Here is a 24,774-nt window from a genome sequence, read left to right as displayed (position 1 = left end):
CGGATCGGTTGACGGCGAGTCGACTGCCGGATGCCACAATGACCCCATGGGGGAAGTGAGCAATGCTGACATCGCGCGCACGCGGACGGGGCCGGATCTGACGGGCCTGAGCGTCTGCGTGATCGGCATCGACTACTGGCCGGAGACCACCGGCATCGCGCCGCACACCACGGCGATGGCCGAGGCGCTGATCGGCGCGGGGGCGTCCGTGCACGTCATCACGGGCAGCCCGCGCCATGCCCAGCGGCGACTGCAGGAGGAGCACGTGGCCGGGGGCCGGTGGTGGGAGGAGATGCGCGACGGCGTCCGCATCACCCGCATCCGGCGCTCCACTCCGGAGCCGCCCGAACTCGTCGGCCGCGGCGAGCTCGACTCGAGCTTCCTCCGCGGCGCACTCCGCGAGGTGCGCCGGGACACGAGCGATGTCGTCATCGCGGTCACACCCTCGCTGGGCGGACTCGTTGCGGGCGCCCTCGGCCGCGGAGGCCGTCCGTTCGGAGTGGTCGTGCAGGATCTCACCGCAGATGCCGCAGCGGACCCCGGCACCACGGGCAGCCGGGCATCGCGCCTCGTCGCGAGGGCCGAGAGCTCCCTGCTCCGCCGGGCCGATCGCGTGGGTGTCGTCACGTCGACCTTGGGCGACCGCCTCATCGACCAGGGCGTGGACCAGCAGTGCATCTCCGTCCTGCCGAACTCCACGCCCCTCGCCTCGGCCGACATCTCCACGGCCGCCGCCCGCACGCGTCTCGGCTGGGCGCGCGACGCCTTCACCGTGATCCACACCGGCGACATGGGCGTGGAGCGAGGGCTCGAGTCGGTCGTCGAGGCTGCCCGCCTGTCCGATGCGCGTGATCTCGGGATCGAATTCGTCCTGGCGGGCGTGGGCGATCAGCGCGTCGCTCTCGAGGCCCTGGGCGCCGGCATCCGCTCGCTGCGCTTCGTCCAGCCGATCGCAGGCGACGACTACCCGTACGCACTCGCGGCGGCGGACGCGCTCCTGCTCAGCGAGAGCCCCGGCATGGGCGCGACGAGCATGCCCGGCGAACTCGTCTCCTACGTGAGCTGCAAGCGGCCGATCATCGCAGCGGTCGAGGCCGCCGGGACCACCGCGAGCGCAGTGCGCGAGCACGAGACCGCCGCCATCATCCCCCCGGGGAACCCGGAGCGACTCCTCCAGGCGGCGCTGCACATGCGGTGGCACGCAGAGCAAGCTGCCCGGCTCTCCACCGCGACCCGGCGCATGCTGCAGAGCCGCGCCGCGCCCGTCAGCGCACACGCCCGATACGTGCGCTTCGCCCAGGCGCTGTCCGACGGCGGGTCGGGGCGCGAGTCCGTCACGCGTCCCGCGCCGACATCGGCACCCAGGAGACCATCCGGCCGATCGAGCTCCTGAGGCACCCCTCCTCACGTGCGGCCGCGCTGACGTCCACCTCTGAGACGCGACGGTCGCATCGAGCAGTCCTGTTCGAGGTCAGCCTCGTGCATCCTCCACTGGCTGGCGCCTACCGCGGCATCGCCGTCGATGCCGTGTCGGCGACGGTCGGCGACGGTAGGCGACGCGACGCTCCGCACGAGCAGGACGGCCGGGCGTCGAGGTCGCGACCGTGCTCGGTGGCGCAGGTCGGGCATCACGATGGATGAGAGATGGAACGCCTCCGCGATCCTCGACCAGGTCCTCTCGATCGACAGGTGTCCATGCGGCCGCCGTCTCGAGGGATCCACCGTCAACGGGCTGTCCCCGTCGCTCTGCACGGGCTCGCGCGGGTCCAGCCGGCGACGGACGAGCCGTGTCGTCTCGCGCGCCAGACCAGCACGAACGCACCTGGTCCGTAAACCCCGAGCGATGCACCAGCAGCGGAGGATGGAACACGAGCCCATCGGTGATCATGATCGACCCCATCGCCCTCATGGGAGGCCGAGCCCCCCGATGCACATCGAGGTTCAGCCCTCTACGCGCTGGACGACCATGCCCTCTCGCATCTCATGCGTCAGTACGCCCCCTCGCGCGCCACCACGGCACGCGCGGTCTTCCACAGGATCACGAGGTCCCCGACGATCGACCAGTTCTCCACGTAGTAGAGGTCGAGCCGCACGCTGTCCTCCCAGGAGAGGTTCGAGCGCCCGCTCACCTGCCAGAGTCCCGTGATGCCGGGCTTCACGAGGAACCGACGGTGCACCTTCGTCTCGTAGGTCTCCACCTCGCGCGCCAGCGGCGGGCGGGGCCCGACGAGGGACATGCTGCCGTTCAGCACGTTGACCAGCTGCATGAGCTCGTCGAGGCTGTACCGGCGGAGGAAGCGGCCCACGGGCGTCACCCGCGGGTCGTCCTTCATCTTGAAGAGCACGGAGTTGCCGGCGTCCCGGTTCTGGTCCTGCAGGGCGAGCAGGAGGGCCTCCGCGTCCGTCACCATCGTGCGGAACTTCAGCATCTGGAACGGCCGCCCGTTGATGCCCACCCGCTCCTGGCGGAACAGCACGGGACCGGGCGTGCTGAGGCGGATGGTCATCGAGATGGCGAGGAGAACAGGGGAGGCTACGAGGAGCAGGAGGGAGCTGGCGACGATGTCGAACGCGCGCTTGGCGAACAGCTTCGTGCCCTCGTAGCGCGGCGTCTCCACGTGGATCAGCGGCAGGCCGGCCACCGGTCGCGTGTGGATCCGCGGGGCCGCCGATGTCCGTGAGGCTCGGCGCGACGACGAGGTGCTGACGGCCGGGCTCGAGCGACCAGCTGAGCTCGCGGATCCGCTCGGCCGACAGCTCGTCGTTGCTGGTGATGACGATGGTGTCGGCCTCGACCGCGCGCATCGCGGCCTGCAGGTCGTCGAGCTTGCCGAGGACCGGCGTGCCCGTGCTGGGGAGCGTCGAGGCGATGACGCCCGAGGGGACGCACGCGCCCACGACGTGGTAGCCCGCTGACGGCTGGCGCGCGAGCTCCCGCGCCAGGAAGTCCGTGGACGACTCGGAGCCGATGAGCAGCACGCGCGAGGAGTACTCGCCCCGGGAGCGCTGCGCGTTCAGCCACTGGCGCCAGAGCCAGCGGCTGAGGGCGAGGGTCAGGAGGCCGAGGGGGAACGCGATCATGATGTAGCCGCGAGCGAACTCGATGCGGAAGAGGAACGCGACGATGGCGAGCACCCCGAAGAGGCGGATCGTCGCGTCGAGGATGAGGCGGTACTCCTGGGGCCCGGTGCCGAGCACGCGGTAGCTGCGCGTGCCGTAGATGCCGAGGACGGACATCCAGCTGGCGATGAGGATGACCGACAGCGTCGTGTAGCTGAGAGTCAGTCCCTGCACGTTCCCGTCGAACCGCACGTCCGAGGTCTCCAACCCGAACCAGGCGATCTGCACGCCGAAGACGACCCAGAGGAGCACGACCAGGTCGGTCAGCATCAGACGGAGTGCGTACCGACGGCGCCACGTGTGGTCGCGCGCGGGGCCGGGATCCTCCGCCCGGAGGGCGTCCGCTTCGATTACCGCCTCGCGCATGTCGCGAGGCATGGACGCGCTCTCGCGCGTCCCCTGCTGTTCGATCATCGTCCCCCCGCGCCGATGGTGCATCCCCTGAGGCCACGTCGGCTCGTCCTGTCGAGACTACAGCCGTCCACCGTGTCCGCCTGCGACCAGACCCCAATGGGGGGCACCGGCCGCCGGGGATCGGGTCATCCGCCGACGCTCACACGCGTGTCCAGCTGCCGCCGTCGCGCCGTGTGATGCTCGCCCGCGGCACGTCGACGAGCTGCGTCGTCCGCGCACGGACGGCCGCGGCGATCCGCTCCGCCGAGACGTCGTCCTCGGCGGTGAACCGGACCGTGAGCCGCGCTTCACCGCGGACGACCTGCAGGTCGTTGGCCTCGAGCGTCGCGACCCGGGCGGCTTCGTCCGCCGCCGCGGGCAGGACGCGCGCAGGGTCCACGCCGGGCAGCAGCGCGCCGACGGTCAGGGTGATGCGGTAGGAGGGCACGCTCCATGGTGCCCCACCCGTGCGCGGGCACGAAAAAGAGGACGGCTCCGACCACATGGTCGGAGCCGTCCTCGGAAGCTCAGCGTGCGTCGCTCACCGATGGTGAGCGGGTGGCGTTAGAGCGGGCGGATGTTCTCAGCCTGGGGACCCTTGGGGCCCTGGGCGACCTCGAACTCCACCTTCTGGTTCTCGTCGAGCGACTTGTAGCCGCCCGTCGCGATCGCGGAGTAGTGAGCGAACACATCCGCGGTTCCGTTGTCGGGAGCGATGAAGCCGAAGCCCTTTTCAGCGTTGAACCACTTGACGGTGCCTGTTGCCATGACGAAATTTCCTTCAAAAGAGATGCATCGATCCCGGGACCCGGGACCGCGGGTCGGAAGCCCCTCGTGACCCCTCCGGCGGACCGGGCGGATCGTGAGGACCTGACGACTTGATGACGAGCTTAGCGGGTCCTCGGCACGCGATGGGGGATGCGGGCACATTCCCACCGGTGTTTCCCTGCGTGACGCCGCGTGGAGGGCCGGGCGGGCGTCACGGAGCGTCGGAGGCGGGCGGGATGATGAGGGCATGCACATCGTGGTCGCCCGGACGCCCGAGGGGGTGCGGCTCGTCGACCTCGATGCCACCGGCGCCGTCACGGCCGTCCAGGACGTCCCGACCCGGGACTGGCCGGCGGTCGCGGCCCTGCGCGAGCGAGCCGAGGACCCGCCCCGCTGGGTCTGGGACGACACGTCCGTGTGGGCACGCGCCCTCGTGGAGGCGGGCGTCCGCGTCGCGAGGTGCCACGACCTCCGGCTCTCCCATGCGATCCTGCGGCTGTCCACCGCCGCCGCCGAGAGCGAGCTCGCCCGCACGCCGCCGGGGCCGTGGGATCGCGCGCCCCAGGCGGAGCGCGAGCGCTCCTCGTCGGCCACGCTGTTCGACGACCTCGACGCCCCGGAGGGTCGCTCCCCGGACGAGCTGGTCGCGGAGCTGCGCCTGCAGCTCCGGGCCGTCGCCGACAGCACGGCGCCCGGCCGGCTGCGCCTGCTGCTCGCCGCGGAGTCCGCGGGTGCGCTCGTCGCGGCGGAGATGTCCGCGGACGGGCTGCCATGGGACACCGCCGTCCACGACGCCCTCCTCGTCCACGCGCTCGGCGGGCGCCCCGCGCACGGCGGCGTGCCCCCGGCGCTGGCGGCGCTGTCAGCGCGCATCCGGGAGATCCTCCGCGCGCCCGACCTCAACGTCGACAGCCCGCCCGACGTGCTCCGCGCGCTGCGCCGGGCCGGCATCGACGCCGCGAGCACCCGCCAATGGGAGCTGCAGGAGATCGACCACCCGGTCATCGCGCCGCTGCTCGAGCACAAGAAGCTGTCGCGGCTCCTCACCGCCAACGGCTGGACGTGGATGGAGACGTGGATCCGCGACGGTCGCTTCCACCCGGAGTACGTCCCCGGCGGGGTCGTCACGGGCCGGTGGGCGGCCAGCGGCGGCGGCGCGCTGCAGCTGCCGCGGCAGATCCGCTCGGCCGTGCGCGCGGACCCCGGCTGGAAGCTCGTTGTCGCCGACGCCGCGCAGCTCGAGCCGCGCGTCCTCGCGGCGCTGGCCGAGGACCGCGCCATGGCCGACGCCGGGCGCGGCAGCGACCTCTACCAGGGACTCGTCGACGCGGGAGTGGTGGACACGCGCGCGCACGCCAAGGTGGCGATGCTCGGCGCCATGTACGGCGCGACGTCGGGGGAGAGCGGCCGCCTCATGCCCCGGCTCGTTCGCGCCTACCCACGGGCGACCGGCTTCGTCGAGCAGGCGGCGCGTGCGGGGGAGAGCGGCGGCGTCGTCAGCACCCGGCTCGGGCGGTCCTCCCCGCCGCCCGGGGACGCGTGGCGCGACGTGCAGCAGATCGGCCGCGCCGGGGAGGCGTCCGCGGCGGACGCCGCCCGGGCGCGCACAGCGGCGCGGGACCAGGGGCGCTTCACCCGCAACTTCGTCGTGCAGGGCAGCGCCGCCGAGTGGGCGCTGTGCTGGCTGGCCGGCCTCCGCCGGAGGCTCGCCGCCCTGGAGCGGCCCGGGTCCCGTCCGCACCTCGTCTTCTTCCTGCACGACGAGGTGATGGTGCACGCGCCGGACGATCGCGTCGACGAGGTGCGCGCCGCCGTGGCGGAGGCTGCCGCCGAGGCCGGACGGCTCCTCTTCGGCGACGCGCCCGTCGACTTCCCCGTCACGATCGCGGTGGTCGACGACTACGCCCAGGCCAAGTGACGGCGCGGAAAGCCCGGACGCGACGACGCCCGGCCCCTCACGGGACCGGGCGTCGCGGTGCGCGTCGGGAGGATCAGCCGCCGGAGCCGACGTCGCCCTCGTGGTCGTCGCCCTCGCTGGTGTTGCTGCCGGAGCCGTCGGGGGTCTGGTCGCCGGATCCGCTCTCCTCGGTGACCGAGGAGGAGGAGGACTCCACGTGCTCCTCGGTGTGGGTCGTCGTGCCGTCGTCGTCGGTCGAGGTGCTCTCGTGATCTGTGCTCATGGTCCGACCGTACGCTCGCCGCCGTCCACGGGGAACCCCGGGAGGGACGGCCTCTCGCTCGGTCCCGTCGACTTGGCCGGGACCCCGCGGGCGGCGAGGATGGGATCATGACCGATCCCGCCGGCACCGCCGCGACCGCCCCCGCACCCGCCGACCCCACGGAGGTGCTCGCCGTCTACCGCTCCCGACGGGAGCAGATGGTGGTCCTGCCGCAGGGCAACCTCGCGCTCGTCAACACGCAGTGGTTCTCGCCCGATGCCGACCCGCAGCCGGTCTACGGGATCCCCGGCACCTGGTCGCCCCTCGCGCCCGGCGTGTCCGGCCTGCGCGTGCAGGCGTCGGCCGCCGACGGCATCCGCGTGGACGGCGTCCTCGTCGACGGCGAGGCGGTCGTCCGCGGCCGTGACGACCCGCAGCCCTCGACGGTCGTCGCGAGCGACACCGTGTCGGCCTTCGTCATCGCCAGCGAGGAGGGCACCTACGCCCTCCGCGTGTGGGACGCGCAGTCCGAGGCGATCCGCGCCTTCGGCGGCATCGACGCCTTCCCGTACTCCGAGGAGTGGGTCGTGAAGGCGGACTTCACGCCGATCGAGGGCGGGCGGGCCATGGGCTTCGAGCACCTCAAGGACGACGGGGCGACGAAGGACAAGGTCGTGCCGGGGGAGATCACCTTCACGAAGGACGGCGTGGACTACTCGCTCGCGGCCTTCCGCGAGGGCCGTGCGCTCCTGCTCGTGTTCTCCGACGCGACGAGCGGCGAGTCGACCTACGGGGTGGGCCGCTTCCTGATGGTCGCGCCGTCGCCCGACGGCACCATCACCCTCGACTTCAACCGGGCCTACCTGCCCCCGTGCGCCTTCAGCTACAACTTCAACTGCCCGATGCCCCCGAAGCAGAACCGCTTCGCCGTGCCCATCGAGGCGGGGGAGAAGAACGTGCTCGCAAAGGCCGGCGGCCTGCTGCACTAGGTCAGCCGGCGGCCGGATCCGTCCGTCGCGCCGGACGTCCCCGACGCGGCGCCTCCGCCAGACCCGCTGGTCGCGCTCCCGACGCCCGGGCCGCGCCGATCCTGCGCTCCGCGGCCTCGAGCCACGCGAGCCGCGCGGCGGCCTGCGCCTCCTGCGCCTCCACGGCGAGCAGACGCGCGAGCGGGGGGTCGTCGGAGTGCTCGAGGTCCTGGCGGATCCCGGCGAGGACGCGGGCCTCCTCGCGTGTGCTCGCCCGCTGGATGCGCACCACCTCCCGCGCGTCGGCCCCGGGCAGTGACAGCGCGAGCGTCACCTTCACGAGCAGCTCGTCCCGCGTCCCGACGCCGCCGACGCTCGCACCGAGCCATTCCTCCACCTCGGCGGTCCCCGCCCGCGTGATCGTGTACGGCACATGGCCCGCGTCGTCCGTCGCGCCCTTGACCACGAGGCCGTCGCGCTCGAGCCGGTCGAGCGTGTTGTAGATCTGGCCGACGTTGAGCGGCGCCGCCGTGCCCGTGCGCCGGGCGAACTCCGTCCGCAGCTGGTAGCCGTAGCAGGTGCCCTCCGTGAGGACGGCGAGGAGCGCGTGTCGCACCGACATCGCCGCCTCGTCTCCCGGTCCCGGCAGACCGACACCTGGAGCCTAGGCATTCCCGGCATGCATCCCGCCCGGACCCGCCGCCGCGGGGGAAGTGCCGGGCGGGACCGGCGCGTCGAGGCGGCGATGTTGCCGATGCACAGGATCACCCGGCATGATGAGACCCGTCGGCGCTCGCGCCGGCCGCACCGGCAGGTGTGGAGCTCGTCCATCGCACGCAGATCGTTGGGGAAGACGCATCTGATCGGATGGAGGAGACCCATGGAAGCACCCGTCGCCAACTCAAGACCGGCTCGAGGAGTGCTCTACGTGCACTCCTCCCCTCGCGCGCTCTGCCCCCATGTCGAATGGGCGGCAGGTCGCGCACTCGGTCACGCCGTGAACTTCACGTGGGACCCGCAGCCGGTGCTCAAGGGCGCCATGCGCGCCGAGTACTACTGGGAGGGGCCGGAGGGCTCCGGCGCCGCCATCGCGAGCGGCCTCCGCGGCTGGGAGCACCTCCGCTACGAGGTCACCGAGGACGCGGGACCCGGACGCGACGGCGGCCGGTGGATGCACACGCCCGACCTCGGGGTGTTCTTCGCGCAGACCGACACCGCCGGCAACACGGTCATCCCCGAGGACCGCATCCGCTACGCCCTCGACATCGCCGGGTCGAACACCCTGGAGCTGCACCGCGAGCTGCGTCTCGCCATGGGCCAAGCCTGGGACGACGAGCTCGAGGCGTTCCGCCACGCCAGCGACTTCAGCCCGGTGGTCTGGCTGCACAAGGTCGGCTGACCCGACCCCCCCTCGTCTCCTCCCGCACGCGAAGAGGCCCCGACCGCGGTGGTCGGGGCCTCTTCGCGTGCGGCCGGGGCTAGACGCTGCGGAAGGCGATGACCGCGTTGTGCCCGCCGAAGCCGAACGAGTTGCTGATCGCCAGCAGGTCGCCGTCGCCCAGCGCGCGCGGCGAGGTGACGACGTCGAGCTTGATGTCCGGGTCCTGCTCGGTGAGGTTGATGGTCGGGGGAGCGGTGCGCTCGGCGAGGGCCTTCACCGTGAAGACCGCCTCGATGGCGCCGGCGCCGCCGAGCAGGTGGCCGGTGGACGCCTTCGTGGCGCTCACGGGGATCCCATGCACGGCGTCCCCGAAGACCCGCTCGAGCGCCTTGTACTCGGCGATGTCGCCGACGGGCGTGCTGGTCGCGTGCACGTTGATGTGCGACACGTCGGCGCGAGAGTAGCCCGCGCCCTCGATGCTCGCGATCATGGCCCGGGCCGCGGCCGTGCCCTCGGGGTCGGGCGCCGTGATGTGGAACGCGTCGCTGGTGACGGCGCCGCCGACGAGCTCGGCGTAGATGCGCGCGCCGCGGGCCTTGGCATGCTCCTCGGTCTCGAGCACGAGCGCCGCGCCGCCCTCGCCGAGGACGAAGCCGTCCCGCGCGATGTCGTAGGGACGTGAGGCGCGCGCGGGATCGTCGTTGCGCTTGGAGAGCGCCTTCATCGCGGCGAAGGACGCGATGGGCAGCGGGTGGATCGAGGCCTCCGAGCCGCCGGCGACGATGATGTCCGCGCGGCCGGCCTGGAGGTGCTCGTAGGCGCTGGCGATCGACTCGGTGCTGGAGGCGCAGGCGGAGACGACGGTCTGGATCCCGGCGCGGGCGCCGAGGTCCATGCCGATCGCGGCCGCGGGCCCGTTGGGCATCAGCATCGGGACGGTCATGGGCAGGACCCGGCGCGGGCCCTTCTCGCGGAGGGTGTCCCACGCGTCCAGCAGCGTCCACACGCCGCCGATGCCGGTCGCCCAGTCGACGGCGAAGCGGAGCGGGTCGACCTCCGGCGATCCGGCGTCGGCCCAGGCCTCGCGCGCGGCCGTCAGGGCGAACTGGCTGGACGGGTCGAGGCGCTTGGTCTCGATGCGCTGCATCACCTCGGAGGACGGCACCTTGGCCTGCCCGGCGAAGGTGACGGGGATCTCCCACTTGGCCACCCAGTCCTGCTCGAGGGTCGTGATGCCCGATTCGCCGCGGAGGAGCGCCTGCCAGGTGTCCTCGGCGGTGCCGCCCAGGGGCGACGTGGCGCCGATGCCGGTGACGACGATCTTCTTGGGGGTGGTCATGCGTGGCGTCTCCTCGACGTCGGGAACGGGGGAGGGAGACGGCCGGTCCCGGATGCGGGACCGGCCGTCGTCCGCGCGATCAGGACTGCGCGTTGGTGATGAAGGTGACGGCGTCGCCGACGGTCTTGAGGTTCTTGACCTCCTCGTCGGGGATCTTCACGTCGAACTTCTCCTCGGCGTTGACGACGATCGTCATCATCGAGATCGAGTCGATGTCCAGGTCGTCGGTGAACGACTTGTCCATCTCGACGGTGTCGGTGGCGATCCCGGTCTCGTCGTTGACGAGCTCGGCCAGGCCGGCCAGGACTTCTTCGGTGGACAGTGCCATGTGTATCTCCTCGTGGTTCGTGATGACCGGAACAGCTTATGGGGCGGTGAAGCTCAGGGCAGGACGACGACCTGCGCGCCGAAGACGAGTCCGGCGCCGAAGCCGATCTGCAGGGCGAGCCCGCCGGAGAGCGACGGGTCCTCCTCGAGCAGGCGGTGGGTGGCGAGCGGGATCGACGCGGCGGAGGTGTTGCCCGTGGTCGCGATGTCGCGGGCGATGGCGACGGACGCGGGGAGGCCCAGCTGCTTCGCAAACTCGTCGACGATGCGCATGTTGGCCTGGTGCGGGATGAAGGCGGCGAGCTGGTCGGCCGAGACGCCGGCGCGGTCGAGCGCCTCCTTGGCGACCTTGACCATCTCCCACACGGCCCAGCGGAAGACCTTCTGGCCGTCCTGGCGCAGGGTCGGCCACGCGGATCCGTCGCGCATGCTCTTCAGCGTGCCGCTCATCCCCACCGCGTCCCAGTTCGACCCGTCGGAGCCCCAAACGGTGGGCGAGATGCCCGGCGTGTCGCTCGGGCCGACGATCGCCGCACCGGCGCCGTCGCCCAGCAGGAACGAGATGGAGCGGTCGGTCGGGTCGACGATGTCGGAGAGCTTCTCGGCGCCGACGACGAGCACGTAGTCGGCGAGGCCGGACCGGATGAAGGAGTCCGCCTGGGCGATGCCGTACGTGTACCCGGCGCACGCCGCGGAGATGTCGTAGGCGGGCGCGGGGTTGGCGCCGATGCGGTCGGCCAGGAGCGCCGCCATCGACGGGGTCTGCACCGTGTTGCTCACGGTGCTCACGAGGACGATGCCGATCTGCTCCGGGCGGATGCCCGCCTTCGCGATGGCCTCGAGCGACGCGGTGGTCGCGAGGTCGACCGCGTCCACGTCGGCGCCGGCCCGCTTCCGGGTGATGATGCCGGTGCGCTGGCGGATCCACTCGTCGGACGAGTCGATGGGGCCGACGAGGTCGTCGTTCGGGACGTCCAGCTCGCCGCGCGCGGCGCCGAGACCCCAGATGCGGGTGAAGCGCTCGACCACGGGGGCGGTCTGGATGGAGGGACGGGGCTGGTCGGTCATGTGTGCCTGTTCGGTGTCGGTGAGGCGGGTCAGGCGTGCGCGTCGAGCATGTCGATGGCCGCCGGGAGGTCGTCGGGCGTGGAGAGCGCGAGCGTCGGGAGGCCCTTCAGACCGCGCTTGGCGAGGCCGGTGAGCGCACCCGCGGGAGCGACCTCGATGAGGCCCGTCACGCCCGCGGCGTCGAAGGCCTCCATGCAGAGGTCCCAGCGCACCGGGCTCGCGACCTGGCCGACGACCAGGTCGAGGAACGCGGCGCCGGACTCGACCCGGCTGCCGTCGCGGTTGGTCCAGATGGGGAAGCGCGGGTCGCGGGGGGCGAGCGGCACGACGGCCTGCCGCAGCACCTCGACGGCCGGCGCCATGTGATGGGTGTGGAAGGCACCCGCGACCTGCAGCGGGATCACGCGGGTGCCGCGCAGCGGCTCGGCCTGCAGCGCCGCCAGGGCCTCCGGGTCGCCGGCCACGACGATCTGCCCACCGCCGTTGAAGTTGGCGGGCTCGAGCCCGAGCTCGGCGAGCCGGGCGAGCACCGCGTCCTGGTCGCCGCCCACGACAGCGCTCATGCCCGTGCGGGTGACGGCGGCGGCCTCGGCCATGGCGTCGCCGCGGGTCCGGACGAGCGACATCGCCTCGGTGTCGGTGACGATGCCCGCGCCGGCGGCGGCGGTGATCTCGCCGACCGAGTGGCCCGCGATGCCGGCGACGTACGCGTCCCGGCCGTCGGCGAAGAGCGCGTGGAGGGCCATGATGCCCGCGGCGACGATGAGCGGCTGGGCCACGGCGGTGTCACGGATGGTGTCCGCGTCGGACGTCGTGCCGTGCGTGACCAGGTCGAGCCCGGCCGCGTCGCCGAGCTCGCCGAGGCGTCGCGCGTGCTCGGGGTGCTCGAGCCACGGGGAGAGGAAGCCGGGCTTCTGGGAGCCCTGACCCGGGCAGACGACGATGATCATCCGTCCACCCTCCCACTCGACGAGCAGCGTGCCGGAGTCCACGTCCTACAGAGGATCCGCTGCGACGTTGTGACGAGGGCACATGCGCGGCGGCTCACCTGGCCGCCGGCCGCTTCGTCCGGGCGCGGCCGGATCCCTGCTGCTTCGGGACGGTCGTGCCCGCCTCGGCGATGCTGCCGATGATGAGCGCCGCCTGGAGGATGAGCGCCTCGCGGGCGCCCGTCGCGTCCCAGCCGATGACGTCGGAGACGCGCTTGAGCCGGTACCGCACGGTGTTCGGGTGCACGAACAGCTCCCGCGCCGTCGCCTCGAGGGAGCGGCCGGTGTCCAGGTAGCACCACAGCGTCGCGAGCAGCTCCGTGGAGTGCGCCTGCAGGGGCTTGTAGATCCGGTTGATGAGCGTGGAGCGGGCCAGCGGATCGCCGGCGAGGGCGCGCTCGGGCAGCAGGTCGTCGGCGAGCGTCGGCCGCGGGGCGTTGCGCCAGGAGCGCGCCACCGCGAAGCCGGCGAGGGCGGCGCGGGCGCTGCGGGACGCCTCGACGAGGCTCGGCACCTCGTGGCCGAGGACCAGGTGTCCGGAACCGAAGCCGGGCTCCAGCTGCGTCGCGATCTCGAGGAAGGTGACGGGCGGCACCTCGGGGGCGGGGGCGTCGGGATCCACGACCGCAGGCGACGCGCGCCCGATGACGAGGACGAGCCGGCTGCCCTGGACGCCGATGAGGACGTCGGCGTCGAGGTGCCGCGCGGTGCGCCGCAGCTGGTCCACGTCGAGGACGGCGGGGGCGGTGCCCACGAGCACCGACACCTCGCCGTGGCCGTGCCAGCCCAGCGCCGCGATGCGGGACGGCAGCTCGTCGTCGTACTCGCCCGACAGGATGCTGTCGACCACGAGCGCCTCGAGCCGCGCGTCCCAGAGCCCGCGGGCCTCGGCGGCGCGCGCGTATACGTCGGCCGCCGCGAAGGCGATCTCCCGCGAGTACAGGAGTATCGCGTCGCGCACCGTGCGGTGCCGGTCGCGCACGCGGTCCTCGACGACCTCGACGGTGACGCGGATGAGCTGCAGCGTCTGCTGCAGGCTCACCGACCGCAGGAGCTCGCGGGGTGCCGCGCCGAACACGTCCGCGGCGATCCACGGCGTGGAGTCGGGATCGTCGTACCAGTGGATGAACGAGGTGATGCCGGCCTGCGCCACGAGCCCGACGGCGGAGCGCCGCCCCGGCGGCATGTCGCCGTACCAGGGCAGCGTGTCCTCCAGCCGCTGGAGCGTCGCGCTGGCGAGCTCCCCCGACAGGGACCGGAGCCACGTCAGCGTCTCCGCCTTCGTCTCCCCGGTCTCCACGTCGGTGTCGTGCCGATCGCTCGTGGTCACGTCAGGTCGGCGCAGCTCACGCCTCGCCGCCCGCCGACCCGGTCGTGCCGGCGGTCACGTCGAGCAGGCGGTACTTGTCGATCGCCCACTTCGGCGCGTCCTGGTCGACCTTGCCCTGCTTGGCGAGGCGCTGCAGCGTCTTCACGACCATCGACGGACCGTCGATCGCGAAGAAGCGGCGCGCTGCCGGACGCGTGTCCGAGAAGCCGAAGCCGTCGGCGCCGAGCGTCGAGTAGTCGCCGGGCACGAACTGCCGGATCTGGTCCGGGACGGCGTGCGAGAAGTCGGTGACCGCGACGAACGGGCCCTCGGCTCCGCGGAGCTTCTCCTCCAGGTACGGGACGCGCGTCTCGGAGTGCGGGTGGAGCAGGTTGTGCTCCTCCGCCGCCAGGCCGTCGCGACGCAGCTCGCCCCAGGAGGTGACGGACCACACGTCGGCGGACACGCCCCAGTCGTCGGCGAGGAGCCTCTGCGCCTCGAGCGCCCACGGCACCGCGACGCCGGAGGCCATCAGCTGCGCCTTCGGCCCCTCGACCCAGCCGTCCTTGAGCTTGTGGATGCCGCGGACGATGCCGTCCACGTCCACGTCCTCGGGCTCGGCCGGGTGGATGATCGGCTCGTTGTACACCGTGAGGTAGTACATGACGTTGGGGTCCTCGTGCTGGCCGCCGTACATCCGCTCGAGGCCGGTGCGCACGATGTGCCCGATCTCGTAGGCGTACGCCGGGTCGTAGGACACGACCGCCGGGTTGGTCTGCGACAGGACGAGCGAGTGGCCGTCCGCGTGCTGCAGGCCCTCGCCGGTCAGCGTGGTGCGTCCCGCGGTCGCGCCGATGAGGAAGCCGCGCGCCATCTGGTCGCCCGCCGCCCAGATCGCGTCGCCCGTGCGCTGGAATCCGAACATCGAGTAGAAGACGTAGATCGGGATGAGCGGCTCGCCCTGGGTCGAGTAGGTCGTGCCCAGGTTGGTGAACGCCGCCAGGGCGCCCGCCTCGTTGATGCCCACGTGGACGATCTGGCCCTGCGGGCTCTCCTTGTAGGAGAGCAGCAGCTCGCGGTCGACCGACGTGTAGTGCTGGCCGTTCGGGTTGTAGATCTTCGCCGTCGGGAAGAAGGCGTCGATCCCGAACGTGCGGGCCTCGTCCGGGATGATCGGGACGACGCGGTTGCCGAAGTCCTTCGCCCGGATGAGGTCCTTGAGCAGCCGGACGAACGCCATGGTCGTGGCGATCTCCTGGGTGCCGGAGCCCTTCTTCGAGATCCGGTACGCCGAGTCGTCCGGGAGGGAGATGGCCGTGTGCTTCGTGCGGCGCTCGGGGGAGTACCCGCCGAGTGCGCGACGGCGCTCCTGCATGTACTGGATCGCCTCGTCGTCCTGGCCGGGGTGGTAATACGGCGGCAGGTACGGGTCCGCCTCGAGCTGCGCGTCCGTGATCGGCACCCGCATCTCGTCGCGGAACTGCTTGAGGTTGTCGAGCGTGAGCTTCTTCATCTGGTGGGTCGCGTTGCGGCCCTCGAAGCTCGGGCCGAGGCCGTAGCCCTTGACGGTCTTCGCGAGGATGACCGTGGGCTGTCCCGTGTGCTCGCTCGCCGCCTTGAACGCCGCGTAGACCTTGCGGTAGTCGTGGCCGCCGCGCTTGAGGTTCCAGATCTGGTCGTCGGTGTAGCCCTCCACGAGCTTCGCGGTGCGCTCGTCGCGCCCGAAGAAGTTCTCGCGGATGTAGGCGCCGCTCTCGGCCTTGAAGGTCTGGTAGTCGCCGTCCGGGGTGCGGTTCATCAGGTCGAGGAGCGCGCCCTCGGTGTCGCGGGCGAGCAGGTCGTCCCACTCGCGGCCCCAGACGACCTTGATGACGTTCCAGCCGGCGCCGCGGAAGAAGCTCTCGAGCTCCTGGATGATCTTGCCGTTGCCCCGGACCGGGCCGTCGAGGCGCTGCAGGTTGCAGTTGATGACGAAGTTCAGGTTGTCGAGCTTCTCGTTCGCGGCGACCTGGAGCTGGCCGCGGCTCTCGACCTCGTCCATCTCGCCGTCCCCGAGGAAGGCCCAGACCTGCTGGTCGGACGCGTCCTTGATGCCGCGGTTGGTGAGGTACTTGTTGGCCTGCGCCTGGTAGATCGCGTTGATCGGACCGAGGCCCATCGAGACCGTGGGGAACTGCCAGAACTCCGGCATGAGGCGGGGGTGCGGGTACGACGACAGGCCGCCGCCCTCGTGGCTCTTCTCCTGACGGAAGCCGTCGAGCTGGTGCTCGCTCAGGCGCCCCTCGAGGAAGGCGCGCGCATAGGTGCCGGGGGAGGCGTGGCCCTGCACGAAGACCTGGTCTCCGCCGCCGGCGTGATCCTGGCCGCGGAAGAAGTGGTTGTAGCCGACCTCGTAGAGGGCGGCGGAGGAGGCGTACGTGGCGATGTGCCCGCCGACCGCGATCCCGGGGCGCTGGGCCCGGTGCACCGTGACGGCGGCGTTCCAGCGGATCCACGCGCGGTAGCGGCGCTCGATGTCCTCGTCACCGGGGAAGTCCGGCTCGTTCTCCGGCGCGATCGTGTTGATGTAGTCCGTGGTGGGGACCATCGGCACGTTGAGGTGCAGCTCCTTGGAGCGCTTGAGGAGGCTGAGCATGACGTCGCGCGCGCGACCCCGGCCCTGCGTCTCGACGAGCCCGTCGAGGGACTCGTTCCATTCGGCGGTCTCTTCCGGATCCTGATCGGTGTGGTTCACCGAGTACGGATCCTGGTCGTTGACAGTCACCCTCGACCTCTTCCTGTGGTGTGCAGACATCGTCTTCGGTGCCACGGGGCTCGAAGGGTGCGAGACCGCGCGTACGCCAGGAGTCAGCCTACCCATGCCGACCGACGGTGTCGGACGGGGCTCGGCGCGCCCCGTCCGCGTGCTCCGGCCCGATCGCTGGACATCCTGGACGGGCGGCGTAAGATCGACCCTCGTGCCAGACAGGAGACACTCGCCGGCACGGAAGGATCCGCACCCCATGGCCCTGGCCAACGACACACAGGCTCCCGACTTCGAGCTCGCCAACCAGTACGGCGAGCGCGTCCGGTTGAGCGAGTACCGCGGACACCGCGCGGTCGCCCTCGTCTTCTTCCCCCTCGCCTTTTCCGGGACGTGCACCGGCGAGATGTGCCAGCTCGAGGAGAACCTCGCCCTCTTCGCCGACAGCCGCGTCGAGCTCATCGGCATCAGCGTCGACAGCAAGCACACGCTGCGCGCCTGGGCGCAGCAGCAGGGCATCGAATTCCAGCTCCTCGCGGACTTCTGGCCGCACGGCCAGGTCGCGAAGGAGTACGGCGTCTTCCTCGAGGAGAAGGGCTTCGCGAACCGCGCGACCTTCCTCATCGACACCCGCGGGATCATCCGCGGCAGCTTCATCACCGCGCCCGGCGAGGCGCGCGAGCTCGAGGCGTACCGCTCCGCCATCCGCGACCTGGCGCTCGTCCCCGCCTGATCCGGGCGCGGCTGCCCGGCCCGACGCGGCGAGTCGGTCGGACGACCACGAGCGCGACCCGCGGTACGAGCGGGGCCACGGCCGTCGTCGCCACAGGGAGCGCGCCGCGGTGAGGGTCCACCGACACGGGGAAGGGTCCGGAAGCCCGCGGTCCGGGGAGCCGGGCAGCGACCACGAGGTCGGCTAGCATGGCCGAGCGCCGGGCGACCGGACGCGGGGGCCTTTAGCTCAGTTGGTAGAGCGCCACGTTTACACCGTGGATGTCGTCGGTTCGAGCCCGGCAGGGCCCACCACCTCATCGCCTCGACCGCAGGCGGAGCGCCTGGGCGTCGTCTCGCGTCAGGCGAGCGTGCCGAGGCCCCGGATCAGCAGGTCCACGCCGAACGCGAAGTCGCCGGCGGGATCCTCGCGGGCCGCGTCGGCCGGGAGCAGGCCCAGGCGGTCGAGCTGGATCCGCTGCTGCTCGTGCGCCACGTGCCCGAGGACGAAGTGCAGGAGCGCGGACGCGGCGCGGGCGCATGCCGCCTCGTCGAGGCCTCCGTCGGCGACCGCGGACGACAGCGCGTCGCGCGCCGCGGATGCGCCGAGCCCGAGGGCGGTGGTGCTCGCCACCACCTCCGCGCCGTCGCGGTGCGCGAGGAGCGCCGCTCGCAGGGCGACCGCCTCGTGCCGCACGCGCCCGGTCCACGCGGAGGAGGCAGCATCATCGTCCTCCCGGACGTCCCGGACCTCCGCGACGATGCGGTCGGCCAGCTCCGCGAGGAGGCTCTGCTTGTCGGGGAAGTGCCAGTAGAGGGCGCTGGGCTGGACGTCGAGCGCGGCGGCGAGACGACGCATCGTGAAGTCGGGCAGCCCGTGCTCGTCGAGGATCCGCAGGGCGGTGCGGGCGACGTCCTCCCGCGAGTGCCGCCCCGTCGCCCCCGCCCGTGCCATGCCGCCACTATAGTGAACGGCGTTCAGGTGAACGCCGTTCAGGTGACGGCGCGCCACCTCCTCGCGCCACCCGATCGAAGGCTGCCCATGACCACGTCCTCCTCCCGCCCCGTCGGCGAGCGGCGCGCGTCGCGCGTCGACGCGACCGATCTCGCCCGGGTCGCCGTGCTCGCCGCCGTCGTCGCCGTCCTGGGCCTGCCCGGCAGCATCGGCGTGGTGGGCGGGGTGCCCATCACCGCGCAGACGCTCGGTGTCATGCTCGCGGGCGCCGTCCTCGGTCCCCGGCTCGGCGCGCTCGCCCTCGCCGTCCTCCTCGCGCTCGTCGCGCTGGGCCTCCCGCTCCTCTCGGGCGGGCACGGCGGGCTCGGCGTCTTCGTCGGGCCCACGGCCGGCTACCTCCTCGGCTGGGTGCTCGGCGCCGCGGTCGTCGGCCGCATCGTGCACCTCGGCGGGAGGCGACCCACCGCTTGGCGCACCGCGGTGGCGATGCTCGTCGGCGGGATCGCGGCGATCTACGCCGTGGGGATCCCGGTCCAGAGCCTCGTCACGCGCCTGCCGCTGGCCGAGACCGCGCTGACCAGCCTCGTCTTCCTGCCCGGCGACCTCGTCAAGGCCGCGGTCGCGACGGCCATCGTCATGACGCTGGTGCGCGGCTACCCCCGCGCCTTCCGTCGCGCGTCCGGCTGGAACCCGGCCCGCCGGGAGCGAGTCGCCACGGCGGAGCGGTGACCCCCGGCGAGCCACCGGCGGCCGCCCCGCTGCACCTCGCGGGCGTCGGCGTGCGCCTGGGCGAGGTCGAGGCGCTCCGGGACGTCACGCTCGACATCGACGTGCGCACGCTCGCGGTGGTCGGCGAGAACGGATCCGGCAAGAGCACGTTCGCCCGTCTGCTCGGCGGGCTCGTCGCCGCGACGACCGGGGAGCTGCGGGTCCTGGGCGTCGACCCGGCGACCGGATCCCGCGAGCTGCGCCGCAGCGTCGCACTCGTGTTCAGCAACCCGGACGCGCAGATCGTCATGCCCACGGTGACGGAGGACGTCGCCTTCTCGCTGCGGCCTGAGCGGCTGCCGCGCGCCGAGTCGGCGGCCCGGGTCGCCGAGGCCCTCCGTCGTCTCGGCATCGAGGACCTCGCCGACCGCTCGTCGCACGAGCTCTCCGGGGGGCAGAAGCAGCTCCTCGCCCTGGCCGGGGCGTTCGTGCGTCGACCGGAGCTCGTGATCGCCGACGAGCCGACCGCGTACCTCGACGCCCGCAACGCGCGTCGGGTCACGGACCACCTCCTCGAGGACGGGCACCGGCTCGTGCTCGTCACCCACGACCTCGCCGCTGCGGCCCGGTGCGATGCGGCCGTCCTCTTCGCGGGCGGGCGGCTGGTCCGGACGGGGGAGCCGGCCGCCGTCATCGGCGAGTACGAGGCGATGCTCGGGTGACGGCCGCTGTCCCGCCCCGCCCCGGCCGCCTCGCGCGGATGCCCGCGGGTCCCGAGCTCGTCCTGCTCATGGTCCTCGTGCTCGCCGTCTCCCTCCTGCCCTCCACGTGGTGGGCCGCCGGACTCGCCATCGCCGCGGCCGTGGTCGCCTACGCCGCCGCGCAGCTGGGCGACGGCCTGCTCGGCATGCGCCGGCTCCTCGCGCAGGTGCGCGCGGTGCGCTGGCTCGTGCTCGTCACGCTCGTGAGCCAGCTCGTCCTGCTGGGGCCCGAGCCCGCGGTCGCGAACACGGCACGCGTCACGTCCGCGGTGGCCGTCGCCGGCCTGCTCGTCCTCACGACGTCCATGACCGCGCTGCTCGACAGCGTCGAACGCGGGCTCCGACCACTGCAGCGGCTCGGGGTCGACACGGAGCGCATCGCGCTGCTGCTCACGGTCACGGCCGGCACCGTGCCCGTCCTCGGCCGCCTGGCCGCCGACGTGCGGGAGGCGCAGCGGGCCCGCGGGCGTCCGTCCGAGCGTGCGCGCCTTCGTGGTGCCCTTCCTCGTCCTCGCCCTCAAGCACGCCGACGCGCTCGGCGACGCGCTCACCGCCCGCGGCGTCCGCTGACGTACCGCTCGGAGACGCCCATCCGCGCTCGGCGCCCCACCCGCGGGATCCGCATGGCCGCGGGCCGCATGGGCCCGCTCGCCGGGCGTTCGTCGCGGTAGCATCCACCCATGAGCTCCGACACGGCCGAGGACGCCGCCGCCTGGTCGGTCGTCGACGCCGCATCGCACGGATCCAGCACCCACCCCGGATCCGCCCAGCGGAGCCTCTGGCCCCTCGCGCCGCTCGTGCCCTCGCCCGGCGCGTCCACGGACGAGGCGCACGACGAGGCCGCGCCCCGCAGCTCCTCCCGCCGCGACTGACGGGATCCGTCCGGGCGACCGGCCGCCACCGCCCCTTCGTTACGATGGGCACGTGATCCCCACCCTCGCCGACGTCATCCGGGTCGTCGAGGGCGCGTGGCCGCCCGCGGGCGCCTCCGACTGGGACGCCTCCGGTCTCGTGTCGGGTGATCCCCGTCGCCCCGTCCGCCGCATCCACCTCGCCGTCGATGCCGTGCGCGCCACGGTGGACGAGGCCCTCGCCGCCGACGCCGACCTCCTGCTCGTCCACCATCCGCTCCTGCTCCGCGGCGTCACGAGCATCGCCGAGACCGGGTACAAGGGCGGGCTCCTCGCCGACCTCGTCCGCGGCGACTGCGCGCTGCACGCCTCCCACACGACCGCCGACGTCGTCGAGGAGGGCACGTCGGGACGGCTCGCGGCGCTCCTCGGCCTGGTGCCCGGGACCATCCGCCCGCTCGAGCCCGCCGAGGGCGGCGTGCGCGGCATCGGCCGCGTCGGCGACCTCCCCGCGACCACGACGCTCGGCCGCCTCGCCGGGGAGCTCGCCCGGATCCTGCCGCCGACCGCGACGGGGATCCGGGTCGCCGGCGACTACGACGCCCCCGTCACCCCGCGTGGCGCTCTGCGGCGGTACCGGCGACTCGCTGCTCGGTGCGGCGGAGGTGCAGGCGGCCGACGTCTACATCACGTCCGACCTCCGCCACCACCCGGCGAGCGAGGCGCGCGAGTCCGCCGCCCTCCGCGGAGGCACGCCGTACCTCATCGACACGTCGCACTGGGCGAGCGAGTGGCTGTGGCTCGACCGCGCGGCCGACACGCTGCGCGCGGCCCTGCCCGACGTGGAGGTCGCCGTCAGCGACATCCGCACCGACCCCTGGGACTTCGTCGTCACGCAGTGACGGCACGCCGCGCGGCCGGGTCCGCGCATCCACGACACGCACCGCGCGCCCGCCTGCACGACAGGCGGGCACGCACCACGAGAGGGAGAGCATGAAAGCCGATCCGAGCATCCAGAAGGACCTCCTCGACCTGCAGGAGATCGACACGCGTCTCACCCACCTGAAGCGCCAGCTCGCGCAGCTCCCGCAGCTCAAGGAGATCGACGCGCTGCAGCGGGAGATGGAGCTCGTGCGCCGCCGCCTCGGCGAGCGGACCGGCGTCGTGGAGGACGCACAGACCGAGCTCACCCGCATCGAGTCCGACGTCGCCGTCGTCCAGGCCCGCATGGACCGCGACCGGTCGCGCATCGAGGCGGGCGGCAGCTCCAAGGACGTGCAGGCGCTCGAGCGCGAGCTGGAGTCGCTCCTGCGCCGCCGCGACACGCTCGAGGAGGTCGAGCTCGAGGTGATGCAGCGGCTCGAGGAGGCGCAGGCCGCCCAGGCCGAGGTCGTCGTCGAGCGCGACGCGCTGGCCGACCGCCTCGCCGCCGTCGAGGCGCAGCGCGATGCCGCGGCCGTCGAGCTGCGCGTGCAGGCGGAGCAGGCGCAGAAGGACCGCGACGCGCTGGCGCCCCGGTTCCCCGAGGACCTCCTCGCCCTGTACGAGAAGCAGCGTGCCCGCTACGGCGTCGGCGCGGCCATGCTGCACCGCGGCATCTCGCTCGGCAGCAACATCGCGCTCCACCAGAGCGACCTCGACGCGCTGCGGAAGCGCGCGCCCGACGACGTGATCATCGATCCCGAGAGCAACGCGATCCTCGTGCGCACGGACGAGTCGGGGCTCTAGGCGACGGTCCGCCGCTGCCGCTGCCGCTGCCGCTGCCCTAGACTCGTCCCCGCGGATGGGTCGGCAAGACGGTCGCGCCGCGGTCGATCCTCCGGGACACCGACCGCGTCGAGGAACGTCCGGGCTCCGCAGAGCAGGGCGGTGGGTAACACCCACCCGGGGCGACCCGCGAGACAGTGCAACAGAGAGCAGACTGCCCGTCGCGCGAGCGGCGGGTGAGGGTGAAACGGCGGTGTAAGAGACCACCAGCGGCCCGAGTGATCGGGTCGGCTATGCAAACCTCGCCCGGAGCAAGGTCGAACAGGGGACGCACAGGCTGCTCGTCCAGTCCCCGGGTAGACCGCTGGAGGGCTGCGGTGACGCAGCTCCGAGATAGATGGCCGTCCATGGTGCTCCGGCACCGGGACAGAACCCGGCGTATCAGCCGGCCCATCCGCATCCACACGACGAAGCGGCCGGATCCCCAGGGGTCCGGCCGCTTCGTCGTGCTCCGCGTGGCGCGGCCTCAGTCCTCGGGCTTCGTCTTGTCGACGAGCTCGGCGGCGGGAGCGTGCGGGCTCACGCCTGCCGCGTGGGCCGCGAGGGCCGCGGCGCCCATGATGCCCGCGTTGTTGCGCAGCTCCGCGGGCACGATGGGCGTGCGCAGGCGGAGCAGCGGCAGGAAGTGCTTGTGGTTCTTCGACACGCCGCCGCCGACGATGAACAGCTCCGGCCACATCAGCTTCTCGAGCTGGCCGTAGTACACCTGCAGGCGGGCGGCCCAGCGCTTCCAGTTGAGGTGGGCGCGCTCCTTGGCGGCGTACGACGCCCGGCGCTCGAAGTCGCGGCGGCCCGCGACGTCCATGTGGCCGAGCTCGGCGTTGGGGATGAGGACGCCGTCGTGGATGAGGGCGGTGCCGATGCCCGTGCCGAGCGTGGTCATGATCACGAGGCCGCGCACGTCCTTGGCCGCGCCGTAGCGCGCCTCGGCGTAGCCGGCGGCGTCCGCGTCGTTGACGAACGTGATGCCGAGGCCCAGGCGCTCCTCGAACAGCTTCTCGGCCTCGAGGCCGATCCAGGTGGGGGAGACGTTGGCGGCCGACATGGTCGTGCCGTGCACGATCGCGGCCGGGAAGCACACGCCGAGCGGGGTGCCCGCGGGGACCTCGCCGAGCTCCTCGATGATCTGCTTCACCGTGGCCACGATGTCCTCGGGCTCGCCGCCCTGGGGCGTCGGGAGCTTCACGCGCTCGCTGCGCAGCTCGCCGGTCGCGACGTCCACGATGGCGCCCTTGATGCCGGTCCCGCCGATGTCGATGCCGATTGCGGTCGTCGCGTCGTCGCTCATGCAAGCGACCCTACCGGCTCGTCCGCGCCGTCCCGGTCGTCGCGCCGGGACCGGACGGGCCTAGCATCGGCAGCATGAGCGACACCGACGAGCAGTACTGGTACGACGACCGCACGGGCGAGGTGGAGAAGGGGATGCTGTCCCCGGGCGCGCACCGCATCGGACCGTTCGCGACGGCGGAGGAGGCGGCCCGCGCGCCGCAGAGGCTGCGCGAGCGCGCCGAGCAGTGGGCCGCCGAGGAGCGCGACCGGGACTGACCGGCCCTCGGCGCGTTCCTCAGTCGGAGTAGCTCTCGGACGCGTCCGGGAACGCGCCGGAGACGACGTCGTCCCGGTAGCGGGTCGCCGCGTCCCGCAGCACCGCCCGCATGTCCGCGTAGCGACGCACGAACCGCGGCACGCGACCGGAGGTGAGGCCGGCGAAGTCGGTCCACACGAGGATCTGCCCGTCCGTCCCGTTCCCGGCGCCGATGCCGATGGTGGGGATCCGGAGCTCCGCGGTGACCCGACGGGCGATCTCCTGCGGCACCATCTCGAGCACCACCGCGAACGCTCCCGCGTCCTCGACGGCGCGCGCGTCCGCGAGGAGCGCCTCGGCCGCGTCTCCGCGGCCCTGGATGATGTGACCGCCCAGCCCGTGCTCGCTCTGCGGCGTGAACCCCACGTGGCCCATGACCGGGATCCCGGACGACACGACGCGACGGATCTGCTCCGCGCTGCGCACGCCGCCCTCGAGCTTGACGGCGTGGGCGCGGGCCTCCTTCATGAAGCGCACGGAGGTGGCGAGGGCCTGGTCGGGCCCCGACTCGTACGACCCGAACGGCAGGTCGGCTACGACGAGCGCGCGCTCCACGGACGCGGCCACGGCGCGGGCGAGGGGGATGAGCTCGTCGACCGTGACGGGCACGGTCGTGTCGTACCCGAGCACCGTGTTGCCCGCCGAGTCGCCGACGAGCAAAAAGTCGATGCCGGCCTCGTCGAAGACGCCCGCCGTGAGCATGTCGTAGCTCGTCAGCCCCGTGATCTTGAGGCCCTGCTCCTTCGCCCGCGCGAAGTGGCGGATGCGGACGCGCTTGGGCCCGGCGGCGGGATCCGCGGGCAGGGCAGCGGGCTCGGTCGGGGGCACGGCAGCATCGGGGCTCTGCATGACGCGAAGTCTACGGCGGGCCC

At 72.7% G+C, this 24,774-nt stretch carries 23 protein-coding genes, 1 tRNA gene, 1 other RNA gene and 3 pseudogenes; 14 read left to right on the top strand and 14 right to left on the bottom strand.

Annotation, left to right across the window (positions count from 1 at the left end; genetic code table 11):
* Window positions 1–46: 46 nt before the first annotated feature.
* Window positions 47–1,393 (top strand): glycosyltransferase family 4 protein, encoded by a 1,347-nt coding sequence (locus QFZ62_RS02205; protein ID WP_307501172.1) that lies wholly within the window; start codon window positions 47–49, stop codon window positions 1,391–1,393.
* A gap of 595 nt (window positions 1,394–1,988) precedes the next feature.
* Here QFZ62_RS02205 and QFZ62_RS02200 read toward each other — a convergent pair.
* From QFZ62_RS02200 to QFZ62_RS02190, 3 genes and pseudogenes are all read right to left on the bottom strand, one after another.
* Window positions 1,989–3,534 (bottom strand): annotated as a pseudogene (locus QFZ62_RS02200) (sugar transferase).
* Between the two features lie 139 nt (window positions 3,535–3,673).
* The gene (locus QFZ62_RS02195; RefSeq protein WP_307501170.1) at window positions 3,674–3,961 is read right to left on the bottom strand and encodes a hypothetical protein; all 288 of its coding nucleotides are present in this window, start codon (window positions 3,959–3,961) and stop codon (window positions 3,674–3,676) included.
* A gap of 116 nt (window positions 3,962–4,077) precedes the next feature.
* Complete coding sequence (locus QFZ62_RS02190; RefSeq protein ID WP_012038298.1) at window positions 4,078–4,281, bottom strand: cold-shock protein; 204 nt, start codon at window positions 4,279–4,281, stop codon at window positions 4,078–4,080.
* A gap of 247 nt (window positions 4,282–4,528) precedes the next feature.
* On the opposite strand from QFZ62_RS02190, the gene QFZ62_RS02185 reads away from it, so the two are divergent.
* On the top strand, window positions 4,529–6,199 hold the full coding sequence (locus QFZ62_RS02185) for a bifunctional 3'-5' exonuclease/DNA polymerase (RefSeq protein ID WP_307501168.1): 1,671 nt from the start codon (window positions 4,529–4,531) through the stop codon (window positions 6,197–6,199).
* Between the two features lie 73 nt (window positions 6,200–6,272).
* On the opposite strand, the gene QFZ62_RS02180 is transcribed toward QFZ62_RS02185, so the two are convergent.
* Window positions 6,273–6,461, bottom strand: a complete 189-nt coding sequence (locus QFZ62_RS02180; protein ID WP_158586975.1) for a hypothetical protein — start codon at window positions 6,459–6,461, stop codon at window positions 6,273–6,275.
* Between the two features lie 107 nt (window positions 6,462–6,568).
* Here QFZ62_RS02180 and QFZ62_RS02175 point away from each other — a divergent pair, with 107 nt between their 5' ends.
* Complete coding sequence (locus QFZ62_RS02175) at window positions 6,569–7,429, top strand: DUF1684 domain-containing protein (protein WP_307501166.1); 861 nt, start codon at window positions 6,569–6,571, stop codon at window positions 7,427–7,429.
* Between the two features lies 1 nt (window position 7,430).
* On the opposite strand, the gene QFZ62_RS02170 is transcribed toward QFZ62_RS02175, so the two are convergent.
* The gene (locus QFZ62_RS02170) at window positions 7,431–8,030 is read right to left on the bottom strand and encodes a PadR family transcriptional regulator (protein ID WP_307501164.1); all 600 of its coding nucleotides are present in this window, start codon (window positions 8,028–8,030) and stop codon (window positions 7,431–7,433) included.
* 258 nt (window positions 8,031–8,288) lie between these two features.
* Between QFZ62_RS02170 and QFZ62_RS02165 the strand changes: the two genes are divergently transcribed.
* Window positions 8,289–8,807, top strand: coding sequence for a DUF3145 domain-containing protein (locus tag QFZ62_RS02165; protein WP_119381530.1), 519 nt, complete (start codon window positions 8,289–8,291; stop codon window positions 8,805–8,807).
* A 79-nt stretch (window positions 8,808–8,886) separates the two neighbouring features.
* Here the strand turns inward: QFZ62_RS02165 and QFZ62_RS02160 are convergent, their stop codons facing one another.
* The 6 genes from QFZ62_RS02160 to aceE form a co-directional block, all read right to left on the bottom strand.
* Window positions 8,887–10,128, bottom strand: a complete 1,242-nt coding sequence (locus QFZ62_RS02160) for a beta-ketoacyl synthase (RefSeq protein WP_307501162.1) — start codon at window positions 10,126–10,128, stop codon at window positions 8,887–8,889.
* Between the two features lie 79 nt (window positions 10,129–10,207).
* Complete coding sequence (locus QFZ62_RS02155; RefSeq protein WP_012038305.1) at window positions 10,208–10,456, bottom strand: acyl carrier protein; 249 nt, start codon at window positions 10,454–10,456, stop codon at window positions 10,208–10,210.
* Window positions 10,457–10,509: 53 nt separating this feature from the next.
* Entirely contained in the window at window positions 10,510–11,523 is a 1,014-nt protein-coding gene (locus QFZ62_RS02150) for a beta-ketoacyl-ACP synthase III (protein WP_307501160.1), read from the bottom strand.
* 29 nt (window positions 11,524–11,552) lie between these two features.
* Window positions 11,553–12,473, bottom strand: coding sequence for an ACP S-malonyltransferase (locus QFZ62_RS02145; protein ID WP_307507663.1), 921 nt, complete (start codon window positions 12,471–12,473; stop codon window positions 11,553–11,555).
* A 94-nt stretch (window positions 12,474–12,567) separates the two neighbouring features.
* Window positions 12,568–13,842 (bottom strand): CdaR family transcriptional regulator, encoded by a 1,275-nt coding sequence (locus QFZ62_RS02140; RefSeq protein ID WP_307501158.1) that lies wholly within the window; start codon window positions 13,840–13,842, stop codon window positions 12,568–12,570.
* A 16-nt stretch (window positions 13,843–13,858) separates the two neighbouring features.
* A complete protein-coding gene (aceE, locus tag QFZ62_RS02135; RefSeq protein WP_307501156.1) occupies window positions 13,859–16,555 on the bottom strand; it encodes a pyruvate dehydrogenase (acetyl-transferring), homodimeric type in 2,697 nt (898 codons plus the stop codon).
* A 268-nt stretch (window positions 16,556–16,823) separates the two neighbouring features.
* Here aceE and QFZ62_RS02130 point away from each other — a divergent pair, with 268 nt between their 5' ends.
* The gene (locus QFZ62_RS02130) at window positions 16,824–17,297 is read left to right on the top strand and encodes a peroxiredoxin (protein ID WP_307501154.1); all 474 of its coding nucleotides are present in this window, start codon (window positions 16,824–16,826) and stop codon (window positions 17,295–17,297) included.
* Between the two features lie 217 nt (window positions 17,298–17,514).
* Window positions 17,515–17,590: transfer RNA gene (locus tag QFZ62_RS02125), tRNA-Val, on the top strand.
* A gap of 46 nt (window positions 17,591–17,636) precedes the next feature.
* Here the strand turns inward: QFZ62_RS02125 and QFZ62_RS02120 are convergent.
* Window positions 17,637–18,230 carry a TetR/AcrR family transcriptional regulator C-terminal domain-containing protein gene (locus tag QFZ62_RS02120; RefSeq protein WP_307501152.1) on the bottom strand — a complete coding sequence of 198 codons (594 nt, stop codon included), beginning with the start codon at window positions 18,228–18,230 and terminating at the stop codon, window positions 17,637–17,639.
* A gap of 87 nt (window positions 18,231–18,317) precedes the next feature.
* Here QFZ62_RS02120 and QFZ62_RS02115 point away from each other — a divergent pair, with 87 nt between their 5' ends.
* The 7 genes and pseudogenes from QFZ62_RS02115 (at window position 18,318) to rnpB (ending at window position 22,714) form a co-directional block, all read left to right on the top strand.
* Window positions 18,318–18,959 carry a biotin transporter BioY gene (locus QFZ62_RS02115; RefSeq protein ID WP_307501151.1) on the top strand — a complete coding sequence of 214 codons (642 nt, stop codon included), beginning with the start codon at window positions 18,318–18,320 and terminating at the stop codon, window positions 18,957–18,959.
* Window positions 18,956–19,660, top strand: a complete 705-nt coding sequence (locus QFZ62_RS02110) for an energy-coupling factor ABC transporter ATP-binding protein (protein ID WP_307501149.1) — start codon at window positions 18,956–18,958, stop codon at window positions 19,658–19,660. Before QFZ62_RS02115 ends, QFZ62_RS02110 begins: the two co-directional genes overlap by 4 nt.
* A gap of 38 nt (window positions 19,661–19,698) precedes the next feature.
* Window positions 19,699–20,269, top strand: a pseudogene (locus QFZ62_RS02105) (CbiQ family ECF transporter T component).
* Between the two features lie 110 nt (window positions 20,270–20,379).
* Entirely contained in the window at window positions 20,380–20,571 is a 192-nt protein-coding gene (locus QFZ62_RS02100; protein WP_307501147.1) for a hypothetical protein, read from the top strand.
* A 52-nt stretch (window positions 20,572–20,623) separates the two neighbouring features.
* A pseudogene (locus QFZ62_RS02095) lies at window positions 20,624–21,329 on the top strand (Nif3-like dinuclear metal center hexameric protein); the annotation flags it as partial.
* A 214-nt stretch (window positions 21,330–21,543) separates the two neighbouring features.
* The gene (locus QFZ62_RS02090; RefSeq protein ID WP_307501145.1) at window positions 21,544–22,278 is read left to right on the top strand and encodes a zinc ribbon domain-containing protein; all 735 of its coding nucleotides are present in this window, start codon (window positions 21,544–21,546) and stop codon (window positions 22,276–22,278) included.
* Between the two features lie 56 nt (window positions 22,279–22,334).
* An RNA gene (rnpB, locus tag QFZ62_RS02085) (RNase P RNA component class A) lies at window positions 22,335–22,714 on the top strand.
* 69 nt (window positions 22,715–22,783) lie between these two features.
* Here rnpB and ppgK read toward each other — a convergent pair.
* A complete protein-coding gene (gene ppgK / locus QFZ62_RS02080; protein ID WP_307501144.1) occupies window positions 22,784–23,605 on the bottom strand; it encodes a polyphosphate--glucose phosphotransferase in 822 nt (273 codons plus the stop codon).
* Between the two features lie 74 nt (window positions 23,606–23,679).
* On the opposite strand from ppgK, the gene QFZ62_RS02075 reads away from it, so the two are divergent.
* Complete coding sequence (locus tag QFZ62_RS02075) at window positions 23,680–23,862, top strand: SPOR domain-containing protein (RefSeq protein WP_307501142.1); 183 nt, start codon at window positions 23,680–23,682, stop codon at window positions 23,860–23,862.
* Window positions 23,863–23,881: 19 nt separating this feature from the next.
* Here the strand turns inward: QFZ62_RS02075 and panB are convergent, their stop codons facing one another.
* On the bottom strand, window positions 23,882–24,751 hold the full coding sequence (panB, locus tag QFZ62_RS02070; protein ID WP_307501140.1) for a 3-methyl-2-oxobutanoate hydroxymethyltransferase: 870 nt from the start codon (window positions 24,749–24,751) through the stop codon (window positions 23,882–23,884).
* Window positions 24,752–24,774 lie beyond the last annotated feature (23 nt).

The sequence above is a fragment of the Clavibacter sp. B3I6 genome, assembly GCF_030816895.1.
GTDB lineage: Bacteria > Actinomycetota > Actinomycetes > Actinomycetales > Microbacteriaceae > Clavibacter.
Note: the sequence above shows the minus strand (reverse complement) of the source record. Positions and strands in the feature narration are given on the sequence as shown.

Bases quoted from the DNA above. Each gene is read 5' to 3' on its own strand.
- QFZ62_RS02205 (WP_307501172.1), top strand. From the start codon at position 47: ATGGGGGAAGTGAGCAATGCTGACATCGCGCGCACGCGGACGGGGCCG.
- QFZ62_RS02190 (WP_012038298.1), bottom strand. From the start codon at position 4,281: ATGGCAACAGGCACCGTCAAGTGGTTCAACGCTGAAAAGGGCTTCGGC.
- QFZ62_RS02185 (WP_307501168.1), top strand. From the start codon at position 4,529: ATGCACATCGTGGTCGCCCGGACGCCCGAGGGGGTGCGGCTCGTCGAC.
- QFZ62_RS02180 (WP_158586975.1), bottom strand. From the start codon at position 6,461: ATGAGCACAGATCACGAGAGCACCTCGACCGACGACGACGGCACGACG.
- QFZ62_RS02175 (WP_307501166.1), top strand. From the start codon at position 6,569: ATGACCGATCCCGCCGGCACCGCCGCGACCGCCCCCGCACCCGCCGAC.
- QFZ62_RS02170 (WP_307501164.1), bottom strand. From the start codon at position 8,030: ATGTCGGTGCGACACGCGCTCCTCGCCGTCCTCACGGAGGGCACCTGC.
- QFZ62_RS02165 (WP_119381530.1), top strand. From the start codon at position 8,289: ATGGAAGCACCCGTCGCCAACTCAAGACCGGCTCGAGGAGTGCTCTAC.
- QFZ62_RS02160 (WP_307501162.1), bottom strand. From the start codon at position 10,128: ATGACCACCCCCAAGAAGATCGTCGTCACCGGCATCGGCGCCACGTCG.
- QFZ62_RS02155 (WP_012038305.1), bottom strand. From the start codon at position 10,456: ATGGCACTGTCCACCGAAGAAGTCCTGGCCGGCCTGGCCGAGCTCGTC.
- QFZ62_RS02150 (WP_307501160.1), bottom strand. From the start codon at position 11,523: ATGACCGACCAGCCCCGTCCCTCCATCCAGACCGCCCCCGTGGTCGAG.
- QFZ62_RS02145 (WP_307507663.1), bottom strand. From the start codon at position 12,473: ATGATCATCGTCGTCTGCCCGGGTCAGGGCTCCCAGAAGCCCGGCTTC.
- QFZ62_RS02130 (WP_307501154.1), top strand. From the start codon at position 16,824: ATGGCCCTGGCCAACGACACACAGGCTCCCGACTTCGAGCTCGCCAAC.
- QFZ62_RS02120 (WP_307501152.1), bottom strand. From the start codon at position 18,230: ATGGCACGGGCGGGGGCGACGGGGCGGCACTCGCGGGAGGACGTCGCC.
- QFZ62_RS02115 (WP_307501151.1), top strand. From the start codon at position 18,318: ATGACCACGTCCTCCTCCCGCCCCGTCGGCGAGCGGCGCGCGTCGCGC.
- QFZ62_RS02100 (WP_307501147.1), top strand. From the start codon at position 20,380: ATGAGCTCCGACACGGCCGAGGACGCCGCCGCCTGGTCGGTCGTCGAC.
- QFZ62_RS02090 (WP_307501145.1), top strand. From the start codon at position 21,544: ATGAAAGCCGATCCGAGCATCCAGAAGGACCTCCTCGACCTGCAGGAG.
- ppgK (WP_307501144.1), bottom strand. From the start codon at position 23,605: ATGAGCGACGACGCGACGACCGCAATCGGCATCGACATCGGCGGGACC.
- QFZ62_RS02075 (WP_307501142.1), top strand. From the start codon at position 23,680: ATGAGCGACACCGACGAGCAGTACTGGTACGACGACCGCACGGGCGAG.
- panB (WP_307501140.1), bottom strand. From the start codon at position 24,751: ATGCAGAGCCCCGATGCTGCCGTGCCCCCGACCGAGCCCGCTGCCCTG.